22 protein-coding genes are annotated in these 19,098 nt (G+C 60.2%); 10 read left to right on the top strand and 12 right to left on the bottom strand.

What is annotated here, in order from left to right:
* Positions 1-6 precede the first annotated feature (6 nt).
* From QYH43_RS07440 to QYH43_RS07430, 3 genes are all read right to left on the bottom strand, one after another.
* Positions 7-774 (bottom strand): uroporphyrinogen-III synthase, encoded by a 768-nt coding sequence (locus QYH43_RS07440; protein ID WP_301156746.1) that lies wholly within the window; start codon positions 772-774, stop codon positions 7-9.
* Positions 771-1,712, bottom strand: coding sequence for a hydroxymethylbilane synthase (hemC, locus tag QYH43_RS07435; protein WP_301156745.1), 942 nt, complete (start codon positions 1,710-1,712; stop codon positions 771-773). Before hemC ends, QYH43_RS07440 begins: the two co-directional genes overlap by 4 nt.
* A 138-nt stretch (positions 1,713-1,850) precedes the next feature.
* Entirely contained in the window at positions 1,851-2,597 is a 747-nt protein-coding gene (locus QYH43_RS07430; protein ID WP_095057570.1) for a LytTR family DNA-binding domain-containing protein, read from the bottom strand.
* A 464-nt stretch (positions 2,598-3,061) separates the two neighbouring features.
* Here QYH43_RS07430 and argH point away from each other — a divergent pair, with 464 nt between their 5' ends.
* Complete coding sequence (argH, locus tag QYH43_RS07425; protein WP_095057571.1) at positions 3,062-4,456, top strand: argininosuccinate lyase; 1,395 nt, start codon at positions 3,062-3,064, stop codon at positions 4,454-4,456.
* 51 nt (positions 4,457-4,507) lie between these two features.
* Here argH and QYH43_RS07420 read toward each other — a convergent pair whose 3' ends face one another.
* Both QYH43_RS07420 and QYH43_RS07415 read right to left on the bottom strand, forming a co-directional pair.
* Positions 4,508-5,182 (bottom strand): glutathione S-transferase family protein, encoded by a 675-nt coding sequence (locus QYH43_RS07420; RefSeq protein ID WP_301156743.1) that lies wholly within the window; start codon positions 5,180-5,182, stop codon positions 4,508-4,510.
* A 181-nt stretch (positions 5,183-5,363) separates the two neighbouring features.
* Positions 5,364-6,023 carry a glutathione S-transferase family protein gene (locus QYH43_RS07415; protein WP_095057573.1) on the bottom strand — a complete coding sequence of 220 codons (660 nt, stop codon included), beginning with the start codon at positions 6,021-6,023 and terminating at the stop codon, positions 5,364-5,366.
* Positions 6,024-6,147: 124 nt separating this feature from the next.
* On the opposite strand from QYH43_RS07415, the gene QYH43_RS07410 reads away from it, so the two are divergent.
* From QYH43_RS07410 to QYH43_RS07400, 3 genes are all read left to right on the top strand, one after another.
* Positions 6,148-6,432 carry a hypothetical protein gene (locus QYH43_RS07410; RefSeq protein WP_053163768.1) on the top strand — a complete coding sequence of 95 codons (285 nt, stop codon included), beginning with the start codon at positions 6,148-6,150 and terminating at the stop codon, positions 6,430-6,432.
* A 316-nt stretch (positions 6,433-6,748) separates the two neighbouring features.
* On the top strand, positions 6,749-6,994 hold the full coding sequence (locus QYH43_RS07405) for a TIGR02647 family protein (RefSeq protein WP_095057574.1): 246 nt from the start codon (positions 6,749-6,751) through the stop codon (positions 6,992-6,994).
* A gap of 193 nt (positions 6,995-7,187) precedes the next feature.
* Positions 7,188-10,034, top strand: coding sequence for a class I adenylate cyclase (locus QYH43_RS07400; protein ID WP_301156742.1), 2,847 nt, complete (start codon positions 7,188-7,190; stop codon positions 10,032-10,034).
* Positions 10,035-10,039: 5 nt separating this feature from the next.
* Here QYH43_RS07400 and rnk read toward each other — a convergent pair whose 3' ends face one another.
* From rnk to cyaY, 3 genes are all read right to left on the bottom strand, one after another.
* Positions 10,040-10,450: a nucleoside diphosphate kinase regulator gene (gene rnk, locus QYH43_RS07395; RefSeq protein WP_095057576.1), complete on the bottom strand. Its 411-nt coding sequence runs from the start codon at positions 10,448-10,450 to the stop codon at positions 10,040-10,042.
* Between the two features lie 126 nt (positions 10,451-10,576).
* Positions 10,577-10,801 (bottom strand): DUF1289 domain-containing protein, encoded by a 225-nt coding sequence (locus QYH43_RS07390; RefSeq protein ID WP_301156741.1) that lies wholly within the window; start codon positions 10,799-10,801, stop codon positions 10,577-10,579.
* Positions 10,802-10,805: 4 nt separating this feature from the next.
* The gene (cyaY, locus tag QYH43_RS07385) at positions 10,806-11,138 is read right to left on the bottom strand and encodes an iron donor protein CyaY (RefSeq protein WP_095057579.1); all 333 of its coding nucleotides are present in this window, start codon (positions 11,136-11,138) and stop codon (positions 10,806-10,808) included.
* A 209-nt stretch (positions 11,139-11,347) separates the two neighbouring features.
* Here cyaY and QYH43_RS07380 point away from each other — a divergent pair, with 209 nt between their 5' ends.
* From QYH43_RS07380 to QYH43_RS07355, 6 genes are read left to right on the top strand one after another with little or no spacing between them, the layout of a single operon-like run.
* Complete coding sequence (locus QYH43_RS07380; protein ID WP_082344570.1) at positions 11,348-11,524, top strand: lipoprotein; 177 nt, start codon at positions 11,348-11,350, stop codon at positions 11,522-11,524.
* A 9-nt stretch (positions 11,525-11,533) separates the two neighbouring features.
* Complete coding sequence (gene lysA, locus QYH43_RS07375) at positions 11,534-12,781, top strand: diaminopimelate decarboxylase (protein WP_095057581.1); 1,248 nt, start codon at positions 11,534-11,536, stop codon at positions 12,779-12,781.
* Between the two features lie 3 nt (positions 12,782-12,784).
* Positions 12,785-13,615, top strand: coding sequence for a diaminopimelate epimerase (dapF, locus tag QYH43_RS07370; RefSeq protein WP_095057582.1), 831 nt, complete (start codon positions 12,785-12,787; stop codon positions 13,613-13,615).
* Between the two features lie 13 nt (positions 13,616-13,628).
* A complete protein-coding gene (locus QYH43_RS07365) occupies positions 13,629-14,354 on the top strand; it encodes a DUF484 family protein (RefSeq protein ID WP_301156739.1) in 726 nt (241 codons plus the stop codon).
* 2 nt (positions 14,355-14,356) lie between these two features.
* Entirely contained in the window at positions 14,357-15,256 is a 900-nt protein-coding gene (xerC, locus tag QYH43_RS07360) for a tyrosine recombinase XerC (protein WP_095057584.1), read from the top strand.
* A complete protein-coding gene (locus QYH43_RS07355) occupies positions 15,253-15,969 on the top strand; it encodes an HAD family hydrolase (protein ID WP_301156738.1) in 717 nt (238 codons plus the stop codon). Before xerC ends, QYH43_RS07355 begins: the two co-directional genes overlap by 4 nt.
* A gap of 171 nt (positions 15,970-16,140) precedes the next feature.
* Here the strand turns inward: QYH43_RS07355 and sutA are convergent, their stop codons facing one another.
* From sutA to glnK, 4 genes are all read right to left on the bottom strand, one after another.
* Entirely contained in the window at positions 16,141-16,467 is a 327-nt protein-coding gene (gene sutA, locus QYH43_RS07350; RefSeq protein ID WP_095057586.1) for a transcriptional regulator SutA, read from the bottom strand.
* A gap of 101 nt (positions 16,468-16,568) precedes the next feature.
* A complete protein-coding gene (locus QYH43_RS07345; protein ID WP_095057587.1) occupies positions 16,569-16,994 on the bottom strand; it encodes a secondary thiamine-phosphate synthase enzyme YjbQ in 426 nt (141 codons plus the stop codon).
* Positions 16,995-17,208: 214 nt separating this feature from the next.
* Entirely contained in the window at positions 17,209-18,546 is a 1,338-nt protein-coding gene (locus QYH43_RS07340; protein ID WP_095057588.1) for an ammonium transporter, read from the bottom strand.
* A gap of 35 nt (positions 18,547-18,581) precedes the next feature.
* Positions 18,582-18,920 (bottom strand): P-II family nitrogen regulator, encoded by a 339-nt coding sequence (gene glnK / locus QYH43_RS07335; RefSeq protein WP_002555808.1) that lies wholly within the window; start codon positions 18,918-18,920, stop codon positions 18,582-18,584.
* Positions 18,921-19,098 lie beyond the last annotated feature (178 nt).

Below are 19,098 nucleotides of genomic sequence, written 5' to 3'. Positions count from 1 at the left end.
TTTGCATTAGAAAACGGGCACGGGATGCTCCCGTAACGCCGTCAGCAAAGCCGCGGCACTCGCGCCGCGACAATCCACAACTGTTTTGGCCCCGGCGGCACGTGCCAGCTCGGCGACCCTGGGGCTTGGTACAAACAACGGCAACTGCGCCAATTGCGGCCAGGCATCGCCGACCAACTGATGCAGGTGCTCAAAACCTTGTCCACTGCTGACCACCAGCCCGTTCAGGCGTTCCGCCTCGATTCTTTCGGGCAGTGCTGCCGGCGGGTATTGCGGCAGGTCGCGGCGGTACAATTCCAGATACTCGACACTAGCACCAAGCGTGCGCAAACGCTCAGCGAGCAATTCGCGCCCGCCTTCGCCGCGCATTATCAACACTCGCGGATCAGGGCCGCCAATGGCCTCGAGCAACTGAGGAAGTTTCAGTAAAGCTTCGCTGTCATCACCCTCTGCCGGGAAGCTCACATCCAGCCCCCGAGCCTGAAGAATCTGCGCCGTCGCGGCCCCCACACTGAACCATTTGTTGCGCGGAGGCTGAGGCCAATGCAGGTTCAACAATTCGACACCGAATCGGGCGGCTGGCTTGCTGACCACAATGATCGCGCTGTATTGATCCAGCGTCTGAACCGCCTGGAGTATTGTGCCAGTGGCCGCCAATGGCACGATGTCCAAAAGCGGCAGGCTGCTGCTGTAAATCCCCTGCGCGGCCAGCAAATCGGCGAGCGCCGCCGACTCATCGGCAGGACGCGTCAGCAGCAAGCGCCAACCGGTCACTCGTGACCTGCCTCGCCATAGACTGCTTTGAGAATGTCACCGGCGCCCTGACTCAACAGGTCTTCGGCCACTTGCACGCCCAATGCTTCGGCAGCTTCACGCGGTGCACGGGCTTGCGCGCTGAGTAGCTTGCCCCCGTTCGGATCACCCACCAGACCACGCAACCAGACCTGTTCACCCTCAAGCACGGCGTAGCAGGCAATCGGTACCTGACAGCCGCCATTCAAGTGTTTATTGAGGGCGCGTTCGGCGGTGACGCGAGTGGCGGTGTCCTGGTGATGCAGCGGCGCCAGCAGCGCATGAATTTCGCTGTCGGCGCTGCGGCATTCAATGCCCACCGCACCTTGGCCGCCAGCCGGCAGGCTGTCATCGACACTGATGGCCGAGGTGATGCGATCTTCGAAGCCCAGGCGAATCAGACCTGCCGCCGCCAGGATGATGGCGTCGTACTCACCGGCATCGAGCTTGGCCAGGCGGGTGTTGACGTTGCCACGCAGGAAGCGGATTTCGAGATCCGAGCGACGGGTCAGCAGCTGGGCCTGACGGCGCAGGCTCGACGTGCCGACAATGCTGCCTTGAGGCAAATCATCCAGGCTGGCGTAGGTATTGGAGACGAAGGCATCGCGCGGGTCTTCACGCTCGCAGATACAGAACAGACCCAGGCCCTCAGGGAAGTCCATCGGCACGTCTTTCATGGAGTGCACGGCGATATCGGCTTCGTTTTCCAGCAGCGCGGTTTCCAGTTCCTTGACGAACAGGCCCTTGCCGCCGATTTTCGACAGCGGCGAGTCGAGCAACTTGTCACCACGGCTGACCATGGGCACCAAGGTCACGAGAAGATCCGGATGGGCTTCTTCGAGACGGGCTTTGACGTATTCGGCCTGCCACAGGGCAAGCGCACTTTTGCGGGTGGCGATGCGGATTTCGCGAGAGGACATGGATCAATCCGTACTGAATAGATATGACGGATAATAACAGCTCAGCCCAATCCACTTTGACTTGTATCAGATACTGCGCGGCCTCCCTGGCCCCGGATGTCCGGCAATCGGGTGTGCAATTCGCCTGCGGGCAGCGAATTAAAGCTGTTGCATCATTTTGCGCACGCCGGCCACATGGCGTCGGCTGACGATCAACGCATCGCCGTTCAAGCCTTTGAGGAACAGCTGAAAATGCCCGAGCGGTGTGCGTTGCAATCGTTCGATACGCTCACGGGCAACCAATGCGTTGCGATGGATTCGCACGAAACGGTCGCCGAATTCGTCTTCGAGGGCCTTGAGCGGTTCATCAAGCAGGACTTCGCCGGTCTCGTGACGCAAGGTCACGTACTTATGATCGGCAATGAAATACACCACCTGATCCAGGGGAATCAGTTCGATCCCCTTACGGGTTCTGGCGCTGATATGGCTGCGCGGGCCGTTGCCACTTTCGGCAGCAGGGCGGGTCAGGGCCGCGAGCTGGGCGCGATTGGGACGCTCGGCTCCTTTCAACGCATCATGCAATTGTTCAGTTCGCACAGGTTTCACCAGATAGCCTACGGCGCTGGCCTGTAAGGCTTCCACGGCAAATTCATCGGGGCCCGTGCAAAACACCACGGCGGGCGGGGTTTCGCGTTCGCACAGTCGTGCAGCCACTTGCAGGCCATCGAGGCCTGGCATGCGGATATCGAGCAAAACGATATCCGGTTTGTGGCTGTCGATCAGTGCCAACGCCTCTTCGCCATTCGTGGCGCTTGGCTCCAGGACATTGTATCCCTCCAGCTCGCCAACCATTCGGCTCAGGCGCTCGCGGGCCAAGGGTTCGTCATCAACGATCAGGACATTCATATTGCGCTGGATTCCTGCGTGAGTCTCGCACAAGGATAGCGTAGACAGGTGAAGTGACGTCCGTCACCGCGATCCACGCTAAGACTAGCCCGAGCGTCAAAAAGTGCCGCGAGTCCGACAGCTAAATTTTCATCTGCCGGGCAATTGGCGGCCCTGGCTCGCATCGGCGATGCACCGCCACAGGGTTTGCTGATACGCAATATGAACACCCCTTCGTCTTAATAGTAGTCAGCCTCCGCACCGAGAAGTGCGCTGATCCTACTGTCCAACTGTAGACGGTTGCAGGAGCGATATTGATCAATTGAAAAATATCATCCCGCAAAATTGCCCGGGCCTCACCCTGGCTTGGGCTCGCGCCCCCGGAAAAAACGTGTCGACCAGTGTCAGCGACAGGATTGGCAACCCTGTTATTATCCGCGCCAGCGTTCCACGCCTTCCTACTTCAAGCCGATACGAGCGAATTCATGAGCACTGACAAGACCAATCAGTCCTGGGGCGGCCGCTTCAGTGAACCCGTCGACGCCTTCGTCGCCCGCTTCACCGCCTCCGTCACTTTCGACCAGCGCCTGTATCGCCACGACATCATGGGCTCGATCGCCCACGCCACCATGCTGGCCAAGGTCGGCGTGCTGACCGATGCCGAGCGCGACAGCATCATCGATGGCCTGAACACCATCCAGGGCGAAATCGAGGCCGGCCAGTTCGACTGGCGCATCGACCTCGAAGACGTTCACATGAACATCGAGGCGCGTCTGACCGACCGCATCGGCGTGACCGGTAAAAAGCTGCACACCGGCCGTAGCCGTAACGACCAGGTCGCTACCGATATCCGCCTGTGGCTGCGTGACGAAATCGACCTGATCCTGAGCGAAATCACCCGCCTGCAAAAAGGCCTGCTCGAGCAAGCCGAGCGCGAAGCCGCCAGCATCATGCCGGGCTTCACTCACCTGCAAACCGCACAACCGGTGACCTTCGGCCACCACATGCTGGCGTGGTTCGAGATGCTCAGCCGCGACTACGAGCGCCTGGTCGACTGCCGCAAGCGCACCAACCGCATGCCACTGGGCAGCGCTGCACTGGCCGGCACCACCTACCCGATCGACCGTGAATACACCGCGCAACTGCTGGGTTTCGACGCCGTCGGCGGCAACTCGCTGGATAACGTGTCCGATCGCGACTTCGCCATTGAATTCTGCTCGGCCGCCAGCATTGCGATGATGCACCTGTCGCGCTTCTCCGAAGAGCTGGTGCTGTGGACCAGCTCGCAGTTCCAGTTCATTGATCTGCCAGACCGTTTCTGCACCGGCAGCTCAATCATGCCGCAAAAGAAAAACCCGGACGTGCCGGAGCTGGTACGTGGCAAGACCGGTCGTGTGTTCGGCGCGCTGATGGGCCTGCTGACCCTGATGAAAGGCCAGCCTCTGGCTTACAACAAGGACAACCAGGAAGACAAGGAGCCGCTGTTCGACGCCGCCGACACCCTGCGCGACTCATTGCGCGCCTTTGCCGACATGGTGCCGGCGATCAAGCCCAAGCACGCCATGATGCGCGAAGCGGCCCTGCGTGGTTTCTCCACCGCCACCGACCTGGCTGACTATCTGGTACGTCGCGGCCTGCCGTTTCGTGATTGCCACGAAATCGTCGGCCACGCCGTGAAGTACGGTGTGGACAGCGGCAAGGACCTGGCAGAAATGAGCCTCGAAGAACTGCGCAAGTTCAGCGACCAGATCGATCAGGACGTGTTCGCCGTACTCACCCTGGAAGGTTCGGTCAACGCCCGTGACCACATCGGCGGCACTGCACCGGCGCAAGTAAAGGCCGCCGTGGCCCGCGGCCAGGCGCTGCTCGCCAGCCGCTAAGACGACGATGAAGCCTGAGCCCGATGGCCATAACCATCGGGCTCGGGGCCTTCAACGATTCGTGTTTCCCACTGCCCGCACCCGTTCCAGAAAGGCAGGCGCTTCGGCCTGCCTGTCGGCCGCGATTTTTTGAACGCTGGGGTTGTCTGCGAAGCGCTCCAGCAATGCCCTGGCGCCAGGCATGTCAGCCAGATAGTCGATACCGAACAAGCGCTTTCCAACGTCTACCGCCAGATCAACACTGTAAAGAAAATACAGATCGGCCAACGTGAACTGCTCCCCCGCGGCATACGGCGCAAACTGCGCACGGTGCTTCAGCGCAGCGAATCCCTTGAGCAAGTCCCTCTCAGCCTTGTCCTTCAAGGCCTGGGGTGTCGGCCTGCCACCGAAAAAAACCTCGACATAACAAACTCGCGCCGGTAATTCGATGTACAGCTCGATTTCCTTGGCCAAGGCCCGCACACCCGCCCGCGCAAACGGGTCTGTGGGCAACAGCGCAATGCCCGGCTGCGTCTCTTCGATGAAATCAAGGATGGCGTCGGTTTCGCTTAAAAAGCCTTGTTCCGTTTCCAGGACCGGCACTTTTCCTCGCGGGCTGACGGCGAGAATTTGCGGGTTCTGGCACCCATGGAAGGGGACGGTTTCAAATGGCACGTCTTTTTCAAGCAGCGCCAACTTGACCATGTTGAAGTAGTTACTGGCCGCAAAACCGTAGAGCTTGAGCATCGGGGTCTCCTTGACCTCGCAGGTTGGATGCTCAAGGTAAACACTGCCTGAAATCCCGAAAGTGCCCGTTTGTTGCCTGATACGACGACATTGACTCAACTCGCTGTCAGGCAAGGGCCCGGGCCATGTAGGTCAAAAGATTACAAATCTCCAGACACCCCCACTGGCCCCGACCGCTCGTTTACTTTTTGGCGGCAATCATCGCCATAAACGCCGGCATGCCCGCCTCCCTGTCCGCCGCCACTCGCTGCACGTTCGGGTTTTGCCCCAGACGCTCCAGCAACGCCTTGGCTGCCGGCATGTCGGCCAGCAGGTCTATGTCAAACAGCTTCTTGGCGACCCCACACGCCAACGGCACGCTGTACAGGAAATACAGATCCGCCACGCTCAGGCTGTCACCGGCCACGTAGGGGCTGAATTTGCCGTGCCTGCCCAATGCCGCCATACCGAGCTGCAATTCAGCCTTGGTTTTTTCCTTGATTGCGTCCGGCACGGTCATGCCAAAAAATGCTTCCGGGTAGCAGGCCCGGCCAGGCAGCTCGATGTACAGTTCGATTTCCTTGGCCAGCGCAAGAACCTGGGCGCGCTCGAACGGATCGCTCGGCAGCAGCGGCGTGCCTTTCTGGCTTTGCTCGATGTATTCGAGCATCACGCTGGTTTCGTTGATATAGCCCTGCTCTACCTGCAAAACAGGGACCTTTCCGCGCGGGCTGATGGCCAGCGCTTCAGGGCTGTTACCAGCGTAAAACGGCACTTCTTCGAAGGGCAGGCCTTTTTCCAGCAGGGCCAGTTTGACCATGTTGTAGTAGTTGCTGACGCAGAATCCATAAAGCTTGATCATCACAAAGCCTCCAGGCCGTGCGGGGTGGGCGGTGCCTGTTTATAGAACGCTGCGGGGATTCTTGCCAGCAGCATCACGCGGCTGAATGCGGGTAAACTGGCCGCCTTTCCCCAAGGAGCCTGCCATGAGCGAGCCAACCGATATCGACAACGACGAAGAAGAGTTCGCCGAAAGCACCCTGATCCAGGCCATCGAAAACCAGATCGAAAGCGACAATCCGCCAGCGGCCAAGGCAACGTTCAACAAGTTGACCCTGGTGGGTTACGAGCGCGAAGAAATCCTCAATCTGATGGCTCACGTTCTGGCGGTAGAAATCGACGCGATCCTCGAAGAAGACCGCGCGTTCAATACCGAATGGTACGAAGCAGCGCTGCGCGCATTGCCAGAATTGCCGCCGGAAAAGAAGTAAGCATCGACGCGATTACTGTGGCGAGGGAGCTTGCTCCCGCTCGGCTGCGAAGCAGTCGTAAAGCTCTTGGGGCCGCTCCGCGACCCAGCGGGAGCAAGCTCCCTCGCCACAAAATGCCTATCCCACACAATTTGTTGCCAATCCGTCCTGCTGCCTGTCAGCCCGCGACTACACTGATCCAACCCCAGTGATATGCCTCCCGCCGGGGAACGCTGCCCCCATCGAAAAAACCCTGTCGCGAGCACTGGACATGCCGCGAAAGTGGGCTCACCTTAGGGGCGCTGTCGTCCAATTCCTAAGAAAGTCTGGAGTCCTTATGTCGCTTACCCCTGAGTTGGTTGCCGAACTGGAAGTCCTCGCACTCTTCAACCTGGACAGTTCCCAGGAAGGTTTGAAAATTCATCAGACCGCTGCCCCGAAACACATTGCCGCCGCCAAACGCCTTTTTGAAAAAGAACTGACCGACCAGCCTGATGGCGGTTACCTGACCAGCCTGGGTCGTGACGCCGCGCAAAATGTGCAAACCGTGCTGACCATTCTCAACGCCGTAGAAACTGCCTGAATTCCGCCGCATCGCCCGCGGAAACCCCGTCCCAGGGATTTCCGCGGGCACTCGCCTGACTTTTTGTCGCCAACCGATAGAAATCTGACGTCAGAAAAACAAAATCAGCTTAAAAGTCCTCGGCTCTAGGCGCTAAACTGCCCCTCATCCGAAGAGCCCCACGTCCGCGCCCTGCGAGCCGGTTTGAGCTGACATGACCCGCAACCATGAAATCCGCCCCGATCTGGACGAGGGAATCGACCGCAAGGTTCTGAGCCAGCTGCGCGCACGCTTTCTGAAACTCAACGAAGGCCGTCTGGGCCGGGCCATGGAAGGGTTGTCGACCCGCCAGCAAGCAGTCCTGACCCTGCTGCCGCTGTTTTTCCACGTCAATCACCCGTTATTGCCAGGTTACGTTTCGGGCAGCACACCGGCCGGGCTGTCGAATTTCGAGCCGGACGCCCATCTCCTGGCCGAAGCCCAGCGCCTGACCCGCTCGTTTTCCTACAAGCCACGCCATGGCAGTAATCCGCCGCGACCGATTCATGGCCTGTTCCTGATGGGCAGCCTTGGCACCCTGGCGCAAGCCGATCAGAGCGACATGGACGTCTGGGTCTGCCACGGATCGGATTTGAATGAGAGCGAACTCGCGGAGCTGCGCAAAAAATGTCAGCTGCTGGAAGCCTGGGCGGCGAGTCAGGGCGCCGAGGCGCACTTCTTCCTGATCGATCCGGTGCGCTTCATTCGCGGTGAGCGCGACACCCAGCTGAGTTCGGAAGATTGCGGCACCACCCAGCACTATCTGTTGCTGGACGAGTTTTATCGCACCGCCATCTGGCTGGCCGGGCGTACGCCGATCTGGTGGCTGGTGCCGGTCTACGAAGAGTCGAATTACGACCGTTACACCCACACCCTGATTTCCAAACGTTTCATCCGCGCCGACGAAACCCTGGACCTGGGGCATCTGGCGTTCATACCACCCGGCGAATTTATCGGCGCGGGGCTCTGGCAACTGTTCAAGGGCATCGAATCGCCCTACAAGTCGGTACTCAAGCTGTTGCTGACCGAGGTTTACGCCAGCGAACACCCGAGGGTTCATTGCCTGAGCCTGCGCTTCAAGCAAGCGGTGTTCGCCAACCATCTCGACCTCGACGAACTCGACCCGTACGTCGTGGTTTACCGGCGCATCGAGGAATACCTCAGTGCCCGCAATGAACCCGAACGATTGGAGTTGGTGCGCCGTGCGCTGTATCTGAAGGTCAATCGCAAACTGACCGGCACCAGCGGTCGAACCCAGGGCTGGCAACGCGCGTTGCTTGAACGGTTGGCGCGTGAATGGCATTGGGACCAACGGCAACTGGCCTTGCTCGACAGTCGCAGCCAGTGGAAAGTCCGCCAGGTCGGCGCTGAGCGGCGGGCCTTGGTCAGCGAACTGAATTACAGCTACCGCTTCCTGACTCAGTTCGCCCGCAACGAACAAACGGTCAGCCGGATCAACAAACGCGATCTCAGTATCCTGGGTCGACGCCTGTATGCCGCGTTCGAGCGCAAGGCCGGCAAAGTCGAAATCATCAACCCCGGCATTGCTCCGGACCTGGCCGAAGATACCCTGACGCTGGTGCACGCGCCGAACAAAAAAGAGCCGGGGCAAGATCAATGGGGTTTGTATAACGGCAGCCTGACAGCACTGGAATGGGAGCATTTCGCGCCGATCAAACGCAGCCGCCATTTGCTGGAGCTGCTGACCTGGTGCCACCGCAACGGCGTGATCGACAGCAGCACCCGCCTGGCTCTGCACCCTGGCACCAGCGACTTGAGCGAGTTCGAATTGTTCAACTTGCTCGGCAGCCTCCAGCAGACCATCGCTCTGCCCCTGGCCACTGTCGCGGAGGAACCACTGCTGCGGGCCAGCGTGCCAAGCGAAGTGCTGATTCTGGTCAACATCGGGATCGATCCGCTCAAGCATCACCGCGACCTGAACATCCTGATGACCACCGAACGCACCGACTCCCTGAGTTATGCCGGTGTCAGGGAAAACCTCGTGCTGACCCTGGATCAGGTCACGCTCAACAGCTGGAACGAAGTGCTGGTCAGCCGCTACGACGGTCCCCACGCTCTGCTCGACTGCCTGTGCGACTACCTCAACAACCTGCCAGTAGGATCACAACGACCGAAGCTGCGGGTGCGTTGCTTCTGCCACAACCGCGCGCAATTCATCGCGCAACGCGTGGAAGAAATTCTCGAGAACGCGCAGAACCTGCTGCTGAGCCAGCTCAATCACCGTTACCTGATCCAGGTCCAACAGCATTACCACGTGCTGGAACTGGTGCCCGGCCAGGTGAAGCACATGGCCTTGGCCACGTTACCGGCGCTGGTCGAGTATCTGGGCGAAGAACGGCAGCGGTTCAGTCCGCTGCACCTGGATCCGAATGCGCTGGAAGACCACGACCTCGCGCTGTTCCTGCCGACAGGTCAGCCGGAATGCATTCAAGTGTTCTACCGGGTCAATGAAGATCAGGCCGATGTGTACGTGCTGGATGAATTCAATGCCCTGTGGCAGCAACGTTTGCCCTGGCACGACGAACAAAGCCTGCTGGTGCCGCTGCAGCGCTTCCTGCAATCGATCCAGTATCGGCGCGAAGCCTCGTTGCCAATGGAAACAACCCAGCCCCTGAACCTGGACACGTTGTATTGCCAACTGTTGCCGTCGGGTCCGGGACGGGCACGCCGGATTGAAGCCCGACCTACACCGCAAACCCCGGTCAATAAACCGTTCTACGATGTCCAGGCGATCATCGGCAAAGCCGCACCCGATCAGGTGCAGGTCACGCTGTATTGCAATCAACGGGAGTTTTCGGAGCTTGAGCACGGCGGCCAGCTGTTCAGCGTGGTCGCCCGGGAAATCGTCGGGCAGCGCCGGGAAACCGAACGCTACCGCTGCTACATCACCGATCTCGACCTGTCAGGCCTGCTCGGTGATGCGCAAAGTTCCACTCATTTGTACTTGAGATACAAAGCCGACCTGGAGCGCGCACTGAACGAGGCGCTCGATCAGGTCTGACGGGGTCATTCCGGGAAGTCGCCACCATTGGCCGGTTGCGATTCGACTTCCAGCAAGGTCAGCTTCAGGGTCTTGCCACCGGGAGCCGGCCAGTCGATGTGCTGCCCGACCTTCAGACCCAGCAGCGCACTGCCGACAGGCGCCAGAATGGATATCTTGCCTTCGTCGGCGTTGGCATCCTTCGGGTAGACCAGCGTCAGGTGATAGTCCTTGCCGCTGCCTTCTTCACGGCAATGCACCCGGGAGTTCATGGTCACGACATCGGCGGGCACTTCATCGTGTCCGACCACCGTATCGGCGCGATCCAGTTCGGTTTGCAACGCGATAACGCCCGGCAGCGTGTCGTCCAGGCTGTCGATCAGGCGCTCCAGACGTTGTACGTCCAGACGGGTAAGGGTGATGGAAGGTGCGGTCATGATCAGGGCAGACTCCTTTCTTCTGCACGAAAAAAGCAAAACCCCGCCAGAAGAAGGCGGGGTTTTCACGAGCCTCGATGGGTTGAGGCGTATCCGGACACTATCACAGCTCAAAAAATATACAAGTCATGGCCCGGAGCCCTGTTTGCGCTGCGAAGCCTGCGCGCAAATCACCCGACGACGCGCATCATCAGCCGAACGCCATTCGCGAATGTCTTCGACATGACGAAAGCAGCCCAGGCAGACTTTCTGCTCATCCAGCCGACACACACCGCTGCACGGCGACGGGACCGCCGGGCTGACATTGCTGTAGAGCGGCTTGGGCGGGCGGACGGGTGCTGGCTGGGTCACGATCTCACAGGCCTTCGAAATCGAGCTCGACGTCAGCCTGTTGCTTGACGATGCGCTCGAGCATTTCGCCCAGTTGCTCTTCGCTCTTGTCACACATCCAGCGCTCGCTTTCTGCGTCGTAGTCGAAGTGGAAACCACCGGACACGGCTGCCAGCCAAAGCTGACGCAGCGGCTCCTGGCGGCTGAAGATCAACTGGCTGCCGTTTTCGAACTTGACGGTCAGCACACCGGCCGAGCTTTCCAGATCGACATCCAGGTCGCTGTCGTCAAAGATGTCTTCCAGCTTTTCCTGGGTTTCATCGACCAGATCGTGGAAACGGGCTTCAGTCAAACTCATTGCGGCAACCTCAAAAATTGTCTGATCAGGCTCAAGCGCCGCAAGATACGGGCGAGTCTTGTCGATTGCAAAGAATAACGACCTGTGGGATTGCATCCTGCCGACCAACATCGAGCCAAGCCCCGCCGGACGGGTGGGCCGTTGCATAGGCAAGCTGTCGGGTGGCCGGTATACTCCGGCGCAATTAATGCATTTTCAAGGATTTCGCCATGAAGCGCCTGATCTCTTCCCTTGCTGCGCTCGTCGCGGTTGCCTGTCTCGTGTCGGCTTGTGGTCAAAAAGGCCCGCTGTACCTGCCCGACGAGAACATGGACCCTGTCGAGCAGGCCAAATCGTCGCAACAGCAGCCTGCTTCCAAGGCACACAAGCACGACGTCTACCAATAAGGGAACATCATGGACGCTTTTAACTACCGTGACGGTGAATTGTTCGCGGAAGGTGTTGCCCTGTCTGCCATCGCCGAGCGCTTTGGTACACCGACCTACGTTTACTCGCGCGCGCACATCGAAGCCCAATACCTGGCTTACGCCGATGCGCTGGCCGGCATGCCGCACCTGGTGTGCTTTGCGGTCAAGGCCAACTCCAACCTGGGCGTACTGAATGTCCTGGCGCGTTTGGGCGCCGGTTTCGACATTGTCTCCCGTGGTGAGCTGGAACGCGTACTGGCCGCTGGCGGCAGCGCCGACAAGATCGTGTTCTCCGGTGTCGGCAAGACCCGTGACGACATGCGTCGCGCCCTGGAAGTCGGTGTGCACTGCTTCAACGTCGAATCCACCGACGAGCTCGAACGCCTGCAAGTGGTTGCCGCCGAACTGGGCGTTCGCGCGCCGATCTCGCTGCGCGTGAACCCGGACGTCGATGCCGGCACCCACCCGTACATTTCCACCGGTCTCAAAGAGAACAAGTTCGGCATCGCCATCGCTGACGCCGAAGACGTGTACGTGCGTGCTGCGCAATTGCCGAACCTGGAAGTGGTCGGTGTCGATTGCCACATCGGTTCGCAACTGACCACCCTGCCGCCGTTCATCGATGCCCTCGACCGCCTGCTGGGCCTGGTCGACCGCCTCGGCGATTGCGGCATCTATCTGCGCCACATCGATCTCGGTGGTGGCCTGGGTGTGCGTTACAAAGACGAAGAGCCGCCACTGGCTGCCGACTACATCAAAGCTGTGCGCGAGCGTCTCGACGGTCGCGACCTGGCGCTGGTGTTCGAACCGGGCCGCTTCATCGTCGCCAATGCCGGCGTGCTGCTGACCCAGGTCGAGTACCTCAAGCACACCGAGCACAAAGATTTCGCCATCGTCGATGCGGCCATGAACGACCTGATCCGCCCGGCGCTGTATCAAGCCTGGATGGACGTCACTGCCGTGCGCCCGCGCACCACCGCTGCCCGCGCCTACGACATCGTCGGCCCGATCTGCGAGACCGGCGACTTCCTGGCCAAGGACCGTCAGCTCGCGCTGGAAGAAGGCGATCTGCTGGCCGTGCATTCGGCCGGCGCCTATGGGTTTGTCATGAGTTCCAACTACAACACCCGTGGCCGTGCCGCTGAAGTGTTGGTGGACGGTGATCAGGCAATCGAAGTGCGTCGCCGTGAAACGGTAGCCGAGTTGTTTGCTGGCGAAAGCCTGCTGCCGGAGTAAGCCATGCTGCTGCGTTTTACCAAAATGCACGGCCTGGGCAATGACTTCATGGTCCTCGACCTGGTCAGCCAGCACGCGCATATTTTGCCCAAGCATGCCAAGCAATGGGGCGATCGGCACACCGGCATCGGTTTCGACCAGTTGCTGATCGTCGAAGCCCCGAGCAATCCGGACGTGGATTTCCGCTATCGGATTTTCAACTCCGACGGTTCCGAAGTGGAGCAATGCGGCAACGGTGCGCGTTGTTTCGCCCGCTTCGTACTCGACAAGCGCCTGACCGCAAAACGGCAGATCCGCGTCGAGACCAAAAGCGGCGTCATCGAACTGGATGTGCGCAACGACGGCCAGATCAGCGTCAACATGGGCGCCCCGCGCCTGGTACCGGCGGATATTCCGTTCCAGGCACCGGAGCAGGCCCTGAGCTATCAGCTCGATGTCGCCGGCACAACGGTCGACCTGGCCGCCGTGTCCATGGGCAACCCCCATGCCGTGGTGCGGGTCAGCGACATCAACAATGCACCGGTGCATGAACTGGGGCCGAAAATCGAACATCACCCGCGCTTCCCGGCGCGGGTCAATGTCGGTTTTCTCCAGGTCATCGACCGCAACCGTGCGCAGCTGCGTGTCTGGGAGCGCGGGGCCGGGGAAACCCAGGCCTGCGGAACCGGTGCCTGCGCCGCTGCAGTGGCTGCGATCAGCCAGGGGTGGATGGATTCGCCGCTATTGATCGACCTGCCCGGCGGGCGTCTGTCCATCGAATGGGCAGGCCCTGGCCAACCGGTGATGATGACCGGCCCGGCAGTCCGCGTATATGAAGGACAAGTGCGTCTTTGAGTGAGCGAAATCCATGACCGATAAGCCTCAGGCACCCGCACAACAAGCCGACGAATCAGCGTCCGAGAACCTGGAGGCGGCGGCTGTTGCCGCGTACCTCGAGGCTCATCCGGATTTCTTCATCGAGCACGAAGAACTGCTTCCGGCGATGCGCATCCCCCATCGGCGCGGTGACACCATATCGCTGGTGGAGCGCCAGATGACCATTCTGCGCGACCGCAACATTGAGCTGCGTCATCGCCTTTCGCACTTGATGGATGTGGCCCGCGACAACGACCGCCTGTTCGAGAAGACCCGTCGCCTGATCCTCGCGTTGATGGATGCTGCCAGCCTGGAAGACGTGGTGATTTGCGTCGAAGACAGCCTGCGCCAGGATTTCCAGGTGCCCTTTGTCAGCCTCATCCTGCTCGGCGACAACGCCATGCCGGTGGGTCGCTGGGCCACCCACGCCGAAGCACAAGTGGCCATCGGCGGCTTGCTCACCGAAGACAAAAGCGTCAGCGGCAGCCTGCGCGAGCATGAACTGGACTTCCTGTTCGGCGAAGAGCAGCGCAAGCAGATCGGTTCCACCGCCGTCGTCGCCATCAGCCATCAAGGCATCCACGGCATCCTGGCCATCGCCAGTCGTGACCCGCAGCACTACAAAAGCTCGGTCGGCACCTTGTTCCTGAGTTACATCGCCGAAGTCATGGGCCGCGTGCTGCCACGGGTCAACAGCTCCCTGCGCTCGGTACGCTGAGCATGGAACGGCAACTGGACGCTTACTGCGAACACCTGCGCAGTGAGCGGCAGGTGTCGCCGCACACGCTGTCGGCCTACCGCCGCGACCTCGATAAAGTGCTGGGCTGGTGCGTCAAACAGAACATCGACAGCTGGACAGCGCTCGACATCCAGCGCCTGCGCAGCCTGATCGCCCGCCTTCACGCCCAAGGTCAATCGTCCCGCAGCCTGGCGCGCTTGCTGTCGGCCGTTCGCGGGCTCTATCACTACCTGAACCGCGAAGGCCTGTGCGACCACGACCCGGCCAACGGCCTCGCGCCGCCGAAAGGCGAACGACGCTTGCCGAAAACCCTCGACACCGACCGCGCACTGCAACTGCTGGAAGGGGGTGTGGAGGATGACTTTCTGGCTCGCCGGGATCAGGCGATTCTGGAGTTGTTCTACTCCTCGGGCCTGCGCCTGTCTGAGCTGACGGGGCTCAACCTCGATCAACTCGATCTGGCTGACGGTATGGTCCAGGTGCTCGGCAAGGGCAGCAAGACCCGGTTGCTGCCTGTTGGCAAAAAGGCTCGCGAGGCGCTGGAGCAGTGGCTGCCACTGCGGGCCATGGCCAATCCGGCGGACGATGCGGTGTTTATCAGCCAGCAAGGCCGGCGTCTCGGCCCGCGGGCGATTCAGGTGCGGGTCAAGGCTGCCGGTGAACGCGAACTGGGGCAAAACCTGCACCCGCACATGTTGCGGCACTCCTTCGCCAGCCATTTGCTGGAGTCCTCCCAGGACCTGCGTGCGGTACAGGAACTGCTCGGCCACTCGGACATCAAGACCACCCAGATTTACACCCACCTGGACTTCCAGCATCTGGCCACGGTCTACGACAGCGCCCATCCACGGGCCAAACGCATTAAGGGCGACGATTCATGAGCATTCAGTTGATCACCTTCGACCTCGACGACACCCTGTGGGACACCGCCCCGGTCATCGTCAGCGCCGAAGCCGTTTTGCGTGAATGGCTGACCGAGCACGCACCCAATCTGGGGGCGGTGCCGGTAGAGCATCTGTGGTCGATCCGCGAACGGGTGCTGGCTAACGAACCGAGCCTCAAGCATCGCATCAGTGCGTTGCGTCGTCGGGTCCTGTTCCACGCGCTGGAAGAGGCTGGCTACGAGCATGGCGAAGCGTCGGATCTGGCTGACAAGAGTTTCGAAGTGTTCCTGCACGCCCGGCATCAACTGGACATCTTCCCGGAGGTGCAACCGACCCTGGAAGCGCTGGCCAACCATTACGCCCTCGGCGTGGTCACCAACGGCAACGCCGATGTGCGTCGCCTGGGACTGGCGGATTACTTCAAGTTTGCGCTGTGCGCCGAAGACATCGGCATCGCCAAACCCGATGCACGCCTGTTCCATGAGGCTTTGCAACGCGGGGGTGCGACGGCCGAAACGGCGGTGCATATCGGCGATCACCCCGGTGATGACATTGCCGGTGCGCAGCAGGCTGGATTGCGGGCGATCTGGTTCAACCCGGCGGGGAAGGTCTGGGAAGCGGACCGGTTACCAGACGCAGAAATCCGCAGCTTGACCGAGTTGCCTACACTGTTAACGCGGTGGAATACCGGCGCAACATCGAATCTGTAGGAGCCGGCTTGCTGGCGATTGCGCTTTATCATTCAACATCGATATTGACTGACTTGTTGCCATCGCCAGCAAGCCGGCTCCTACAGAAATTGCATCAGGCCTGAGGGTTTTGTTTCAGGCACGAAAAAGCCCGCAGCGACGGCGGGCTTTTTCAGCAAGCAGAAAGCAGGCTCAGATAGGCCGGCTGCCGTACTTGTTATCAGGCTTCTTGGGCGGATCGGCGACCACATTGGCCTCCACTTCCTGCACCTTGCCACCCTTGGCCAAAAACTCCTCCATGGCCCGCGCGAGAGCATCGCGTTCCTTGTTCTTGGCTTCGACGCTCGGCAGTTCATCGACCGATACCGCAGCCTTGGCTTTGCCTTTGGCAGCCGGGGCCGGGGTGTCGTCACCGCCATCGTCGTCAGCAACGTCTTCCGCCGCTGCTTCCAGGCCTTCTTCGGCCTCGTCTTCGTCGCCTACTTCGAGGTCGTCGTTTTCCAGATCATCGTCGCTCATGTTCTACCTCATGACTTGCGAAAAGCAGATTAGTTATAGCCCAGCTTTGCCTTCTGTCGAAGGTTGCCGGAAAAAAATCAACAGCCGCTGGTGACCAGCGGTTACGCCCCTTCACCGTGAACGGTGGCGAGGACTTTACGGGCACCGCCATGGTCGCGGTGCTCGCCCAGATAAACGCCTTGCCAGGTCCCTATTGCCAGTCGACCTGCCGAAATCGGCAAACTCAGCTGACAACCAAGCACGCTGGCTTTGAAGTGCGCCGGGAGGTCGTCCAGGCCTTCGTCGTTGTGCTCATAGCCGTCTGTTCCTTGTGGGATCAGACGATTGAAAAATCGTTCGAAGTCGCGACGTACCGCCGGATCGGCGTTCTCGTTGATGGTCAACGAGGCCGAGGTATGCTGTAGCCACAGGTGCAACAGACCGACCCGATATGCCTTGAGTTCAGGCAAACCGGCGAGTAACTCGTCCGTTACCAGATGAAAGCCCCGGGGCCTCGCCCGCAGGGTAATCAGAGTCTGTTGCCACATACAGTTCTCCGCACGTTCGGGGCGCATTCTAGCGCGCTCTGGGAAAAAACAAAGGCCCTAATATTCCTTCAATCCTGTAAGCCTTTGGCCGTACAAAATCACCCGACGCAAACACCATCAAACCTGTAGGAAAAAACCTTTCAGCTCAGCCTTCAACGACAAATTCCAGACAAAAAAATGCCCGGCAAGCCGGGCAAATTTTTTGTACGCATGCTTACACGTTGTAGCCGCGCTCGTTGTGAAGCGCCAGATCGATGCCGACAGCCTCTTCTTCTTCGGTGATGCGCAGGCCCATGACCGCGTCCAGCACCTTGAGAATGACGAAGGTGGCGATCGCGGTGTAGATCACCGTGAAGCCTACGCCTTTGCACTGAATCCACACTTGTGCGGCGATGTCGGTCACGGTGCCGAAGCCACCCATCGACGGTGCAGCGAACACACCGGTCAGGATCGCGCCGAGAATACCGCCGATACCGTGCACACCGAAGGCGTCCAGGGAATCGTCGTAACCGAGCTTGCGTTTCAGGGTGGTGGCGCAGAAGAAGCAGACCACGCCCGCAGCCAGACCGATCACCAGCGCACCCATCGGGCCAACGGTGCCGGCAGCCGGAGTAACGGCGACCAGACCGGCAACCACACCCGAAGCGATACCCAGTGCACTCGGTTTACCGTGGGTGAGCCACTCGGCGAGCATCCAGCCCAGCGCAGCGGCGGCGGTTGCGATTTGTGTCACCAGCATCGCCATGCCAGCGGTGCCGTTGGCCGCCGCAGCGGAACCGGCGTTGAAGCCGAACCAGCCGATCCACAGCATGGCCGCGCCCATCAGGGTGTAACCAAGGTTGTGCGGTGCCATCGGGGTGCTTGGGAAGCCTTTGCGCTTGCCCAGTACCAGGCAGGCCACCAGACCGGCGATACCGGCGTTGATGTGCACCACGGTGCCGCCAGCAAAGTCCAGCACGCCCCAGTCCCACATCAGGCCGCCGTTACCGGCCCAGACCATGTGCGCGATAGGTGCATAAACCAGGGTGAACCAGATGGCCATGAAGATCAGCATCGCGGAGAACTTCATCCGCTCGGCGAACGCACCGACGATCAGCGCCGGGGTGATGATCGCGAAGGTCATCTGGAAGGTGATGAACACGGCTTCAGGGAACAGCGCTGCCGGACCGGTCAGGCTGGCCGGCGTGACACCCGCAAGGAACGCCTTGCCCATGCCGCCGAAGAACGAGTTGAAGTTGACGACGCCCTGCTCCATACCGGTGGTGTCGAACGCGATGCTGTAGCCATAAATGACCCACAGGACGCTGATCAGAGCGGTAATGGCGAAGCACTGCATCATCACGGAAAGAATGTTTTTCGACCGAACCATGCCGCCGTAGAACAGCGCGAGGCCGGGAATGGTCATAAACAGCACCAAGGCTGTCGAGGTCAACATCCAGGCGGTGTCGCCGGAGTTGAGGACTGGGGCCGCCACTTCGTCTGCCGCCAAAGCAAGGCTGGGCATGACGATGGACAACAGGGCTCCTAGCCCTGCGAATTTACGCAGAGTCATATTGTTTTCTCCTGGGGCGTTGGGTTTGTGGCGGCTTAGATCGCGTCGGTATCGGTTTCGCCGGTACGGATGCGAATCGCCTGTTCCAGATTGACCACGAAGATCTTGCCGTCACCGATCTTGCCGGTGTTGGCCGCCTTGGTTATCGCCTCGATAACCCGGTCCAGATCCTTGTCGTCGATGGCGACATCAATCTTCACCTTTGGCAGGAAATCGACCACGTATTCCGCGCCGCGATACAGCTCGGTGTGACCCTTCTGCCGGCCGAAGCCTTTGACTTCAGTAACGGTAATGCCCTGCACGCCGATCTCGGACAACGACTCGCGCACGTCGTCCAACTTGAACGGCTTGATGATGGCAGTGACTAGCTTCATGAAAACTCTCTCCCGAATAGGTGGACTTGCCCCAGGAAAACAAACCCGTCTCAAGTCTAAGCGCAGTGCCTGGCTTTGTAACGCATCGTCGGCCCTGACCTGCCCGTCCGACGCCCCTCACGAAACACTCCCCCCGCTTCGCTTGGCGCACTGCATTCGTCACAGCGACTGCATCAGT

The sequence above is a fragment of the Pseudomonas sp. C32 genome, from assembly GCF_030417915.1.
Classification (GTDB): domain Bacteria; phylum Pseudomonadota; class Gammaproteobacteria; order Pseudomonadales; family Pseudomonadaceae; genus Aquipseudomonas.
This window is presented reverse-complemented; position numbering and strand designations above follow the sequence as displayed.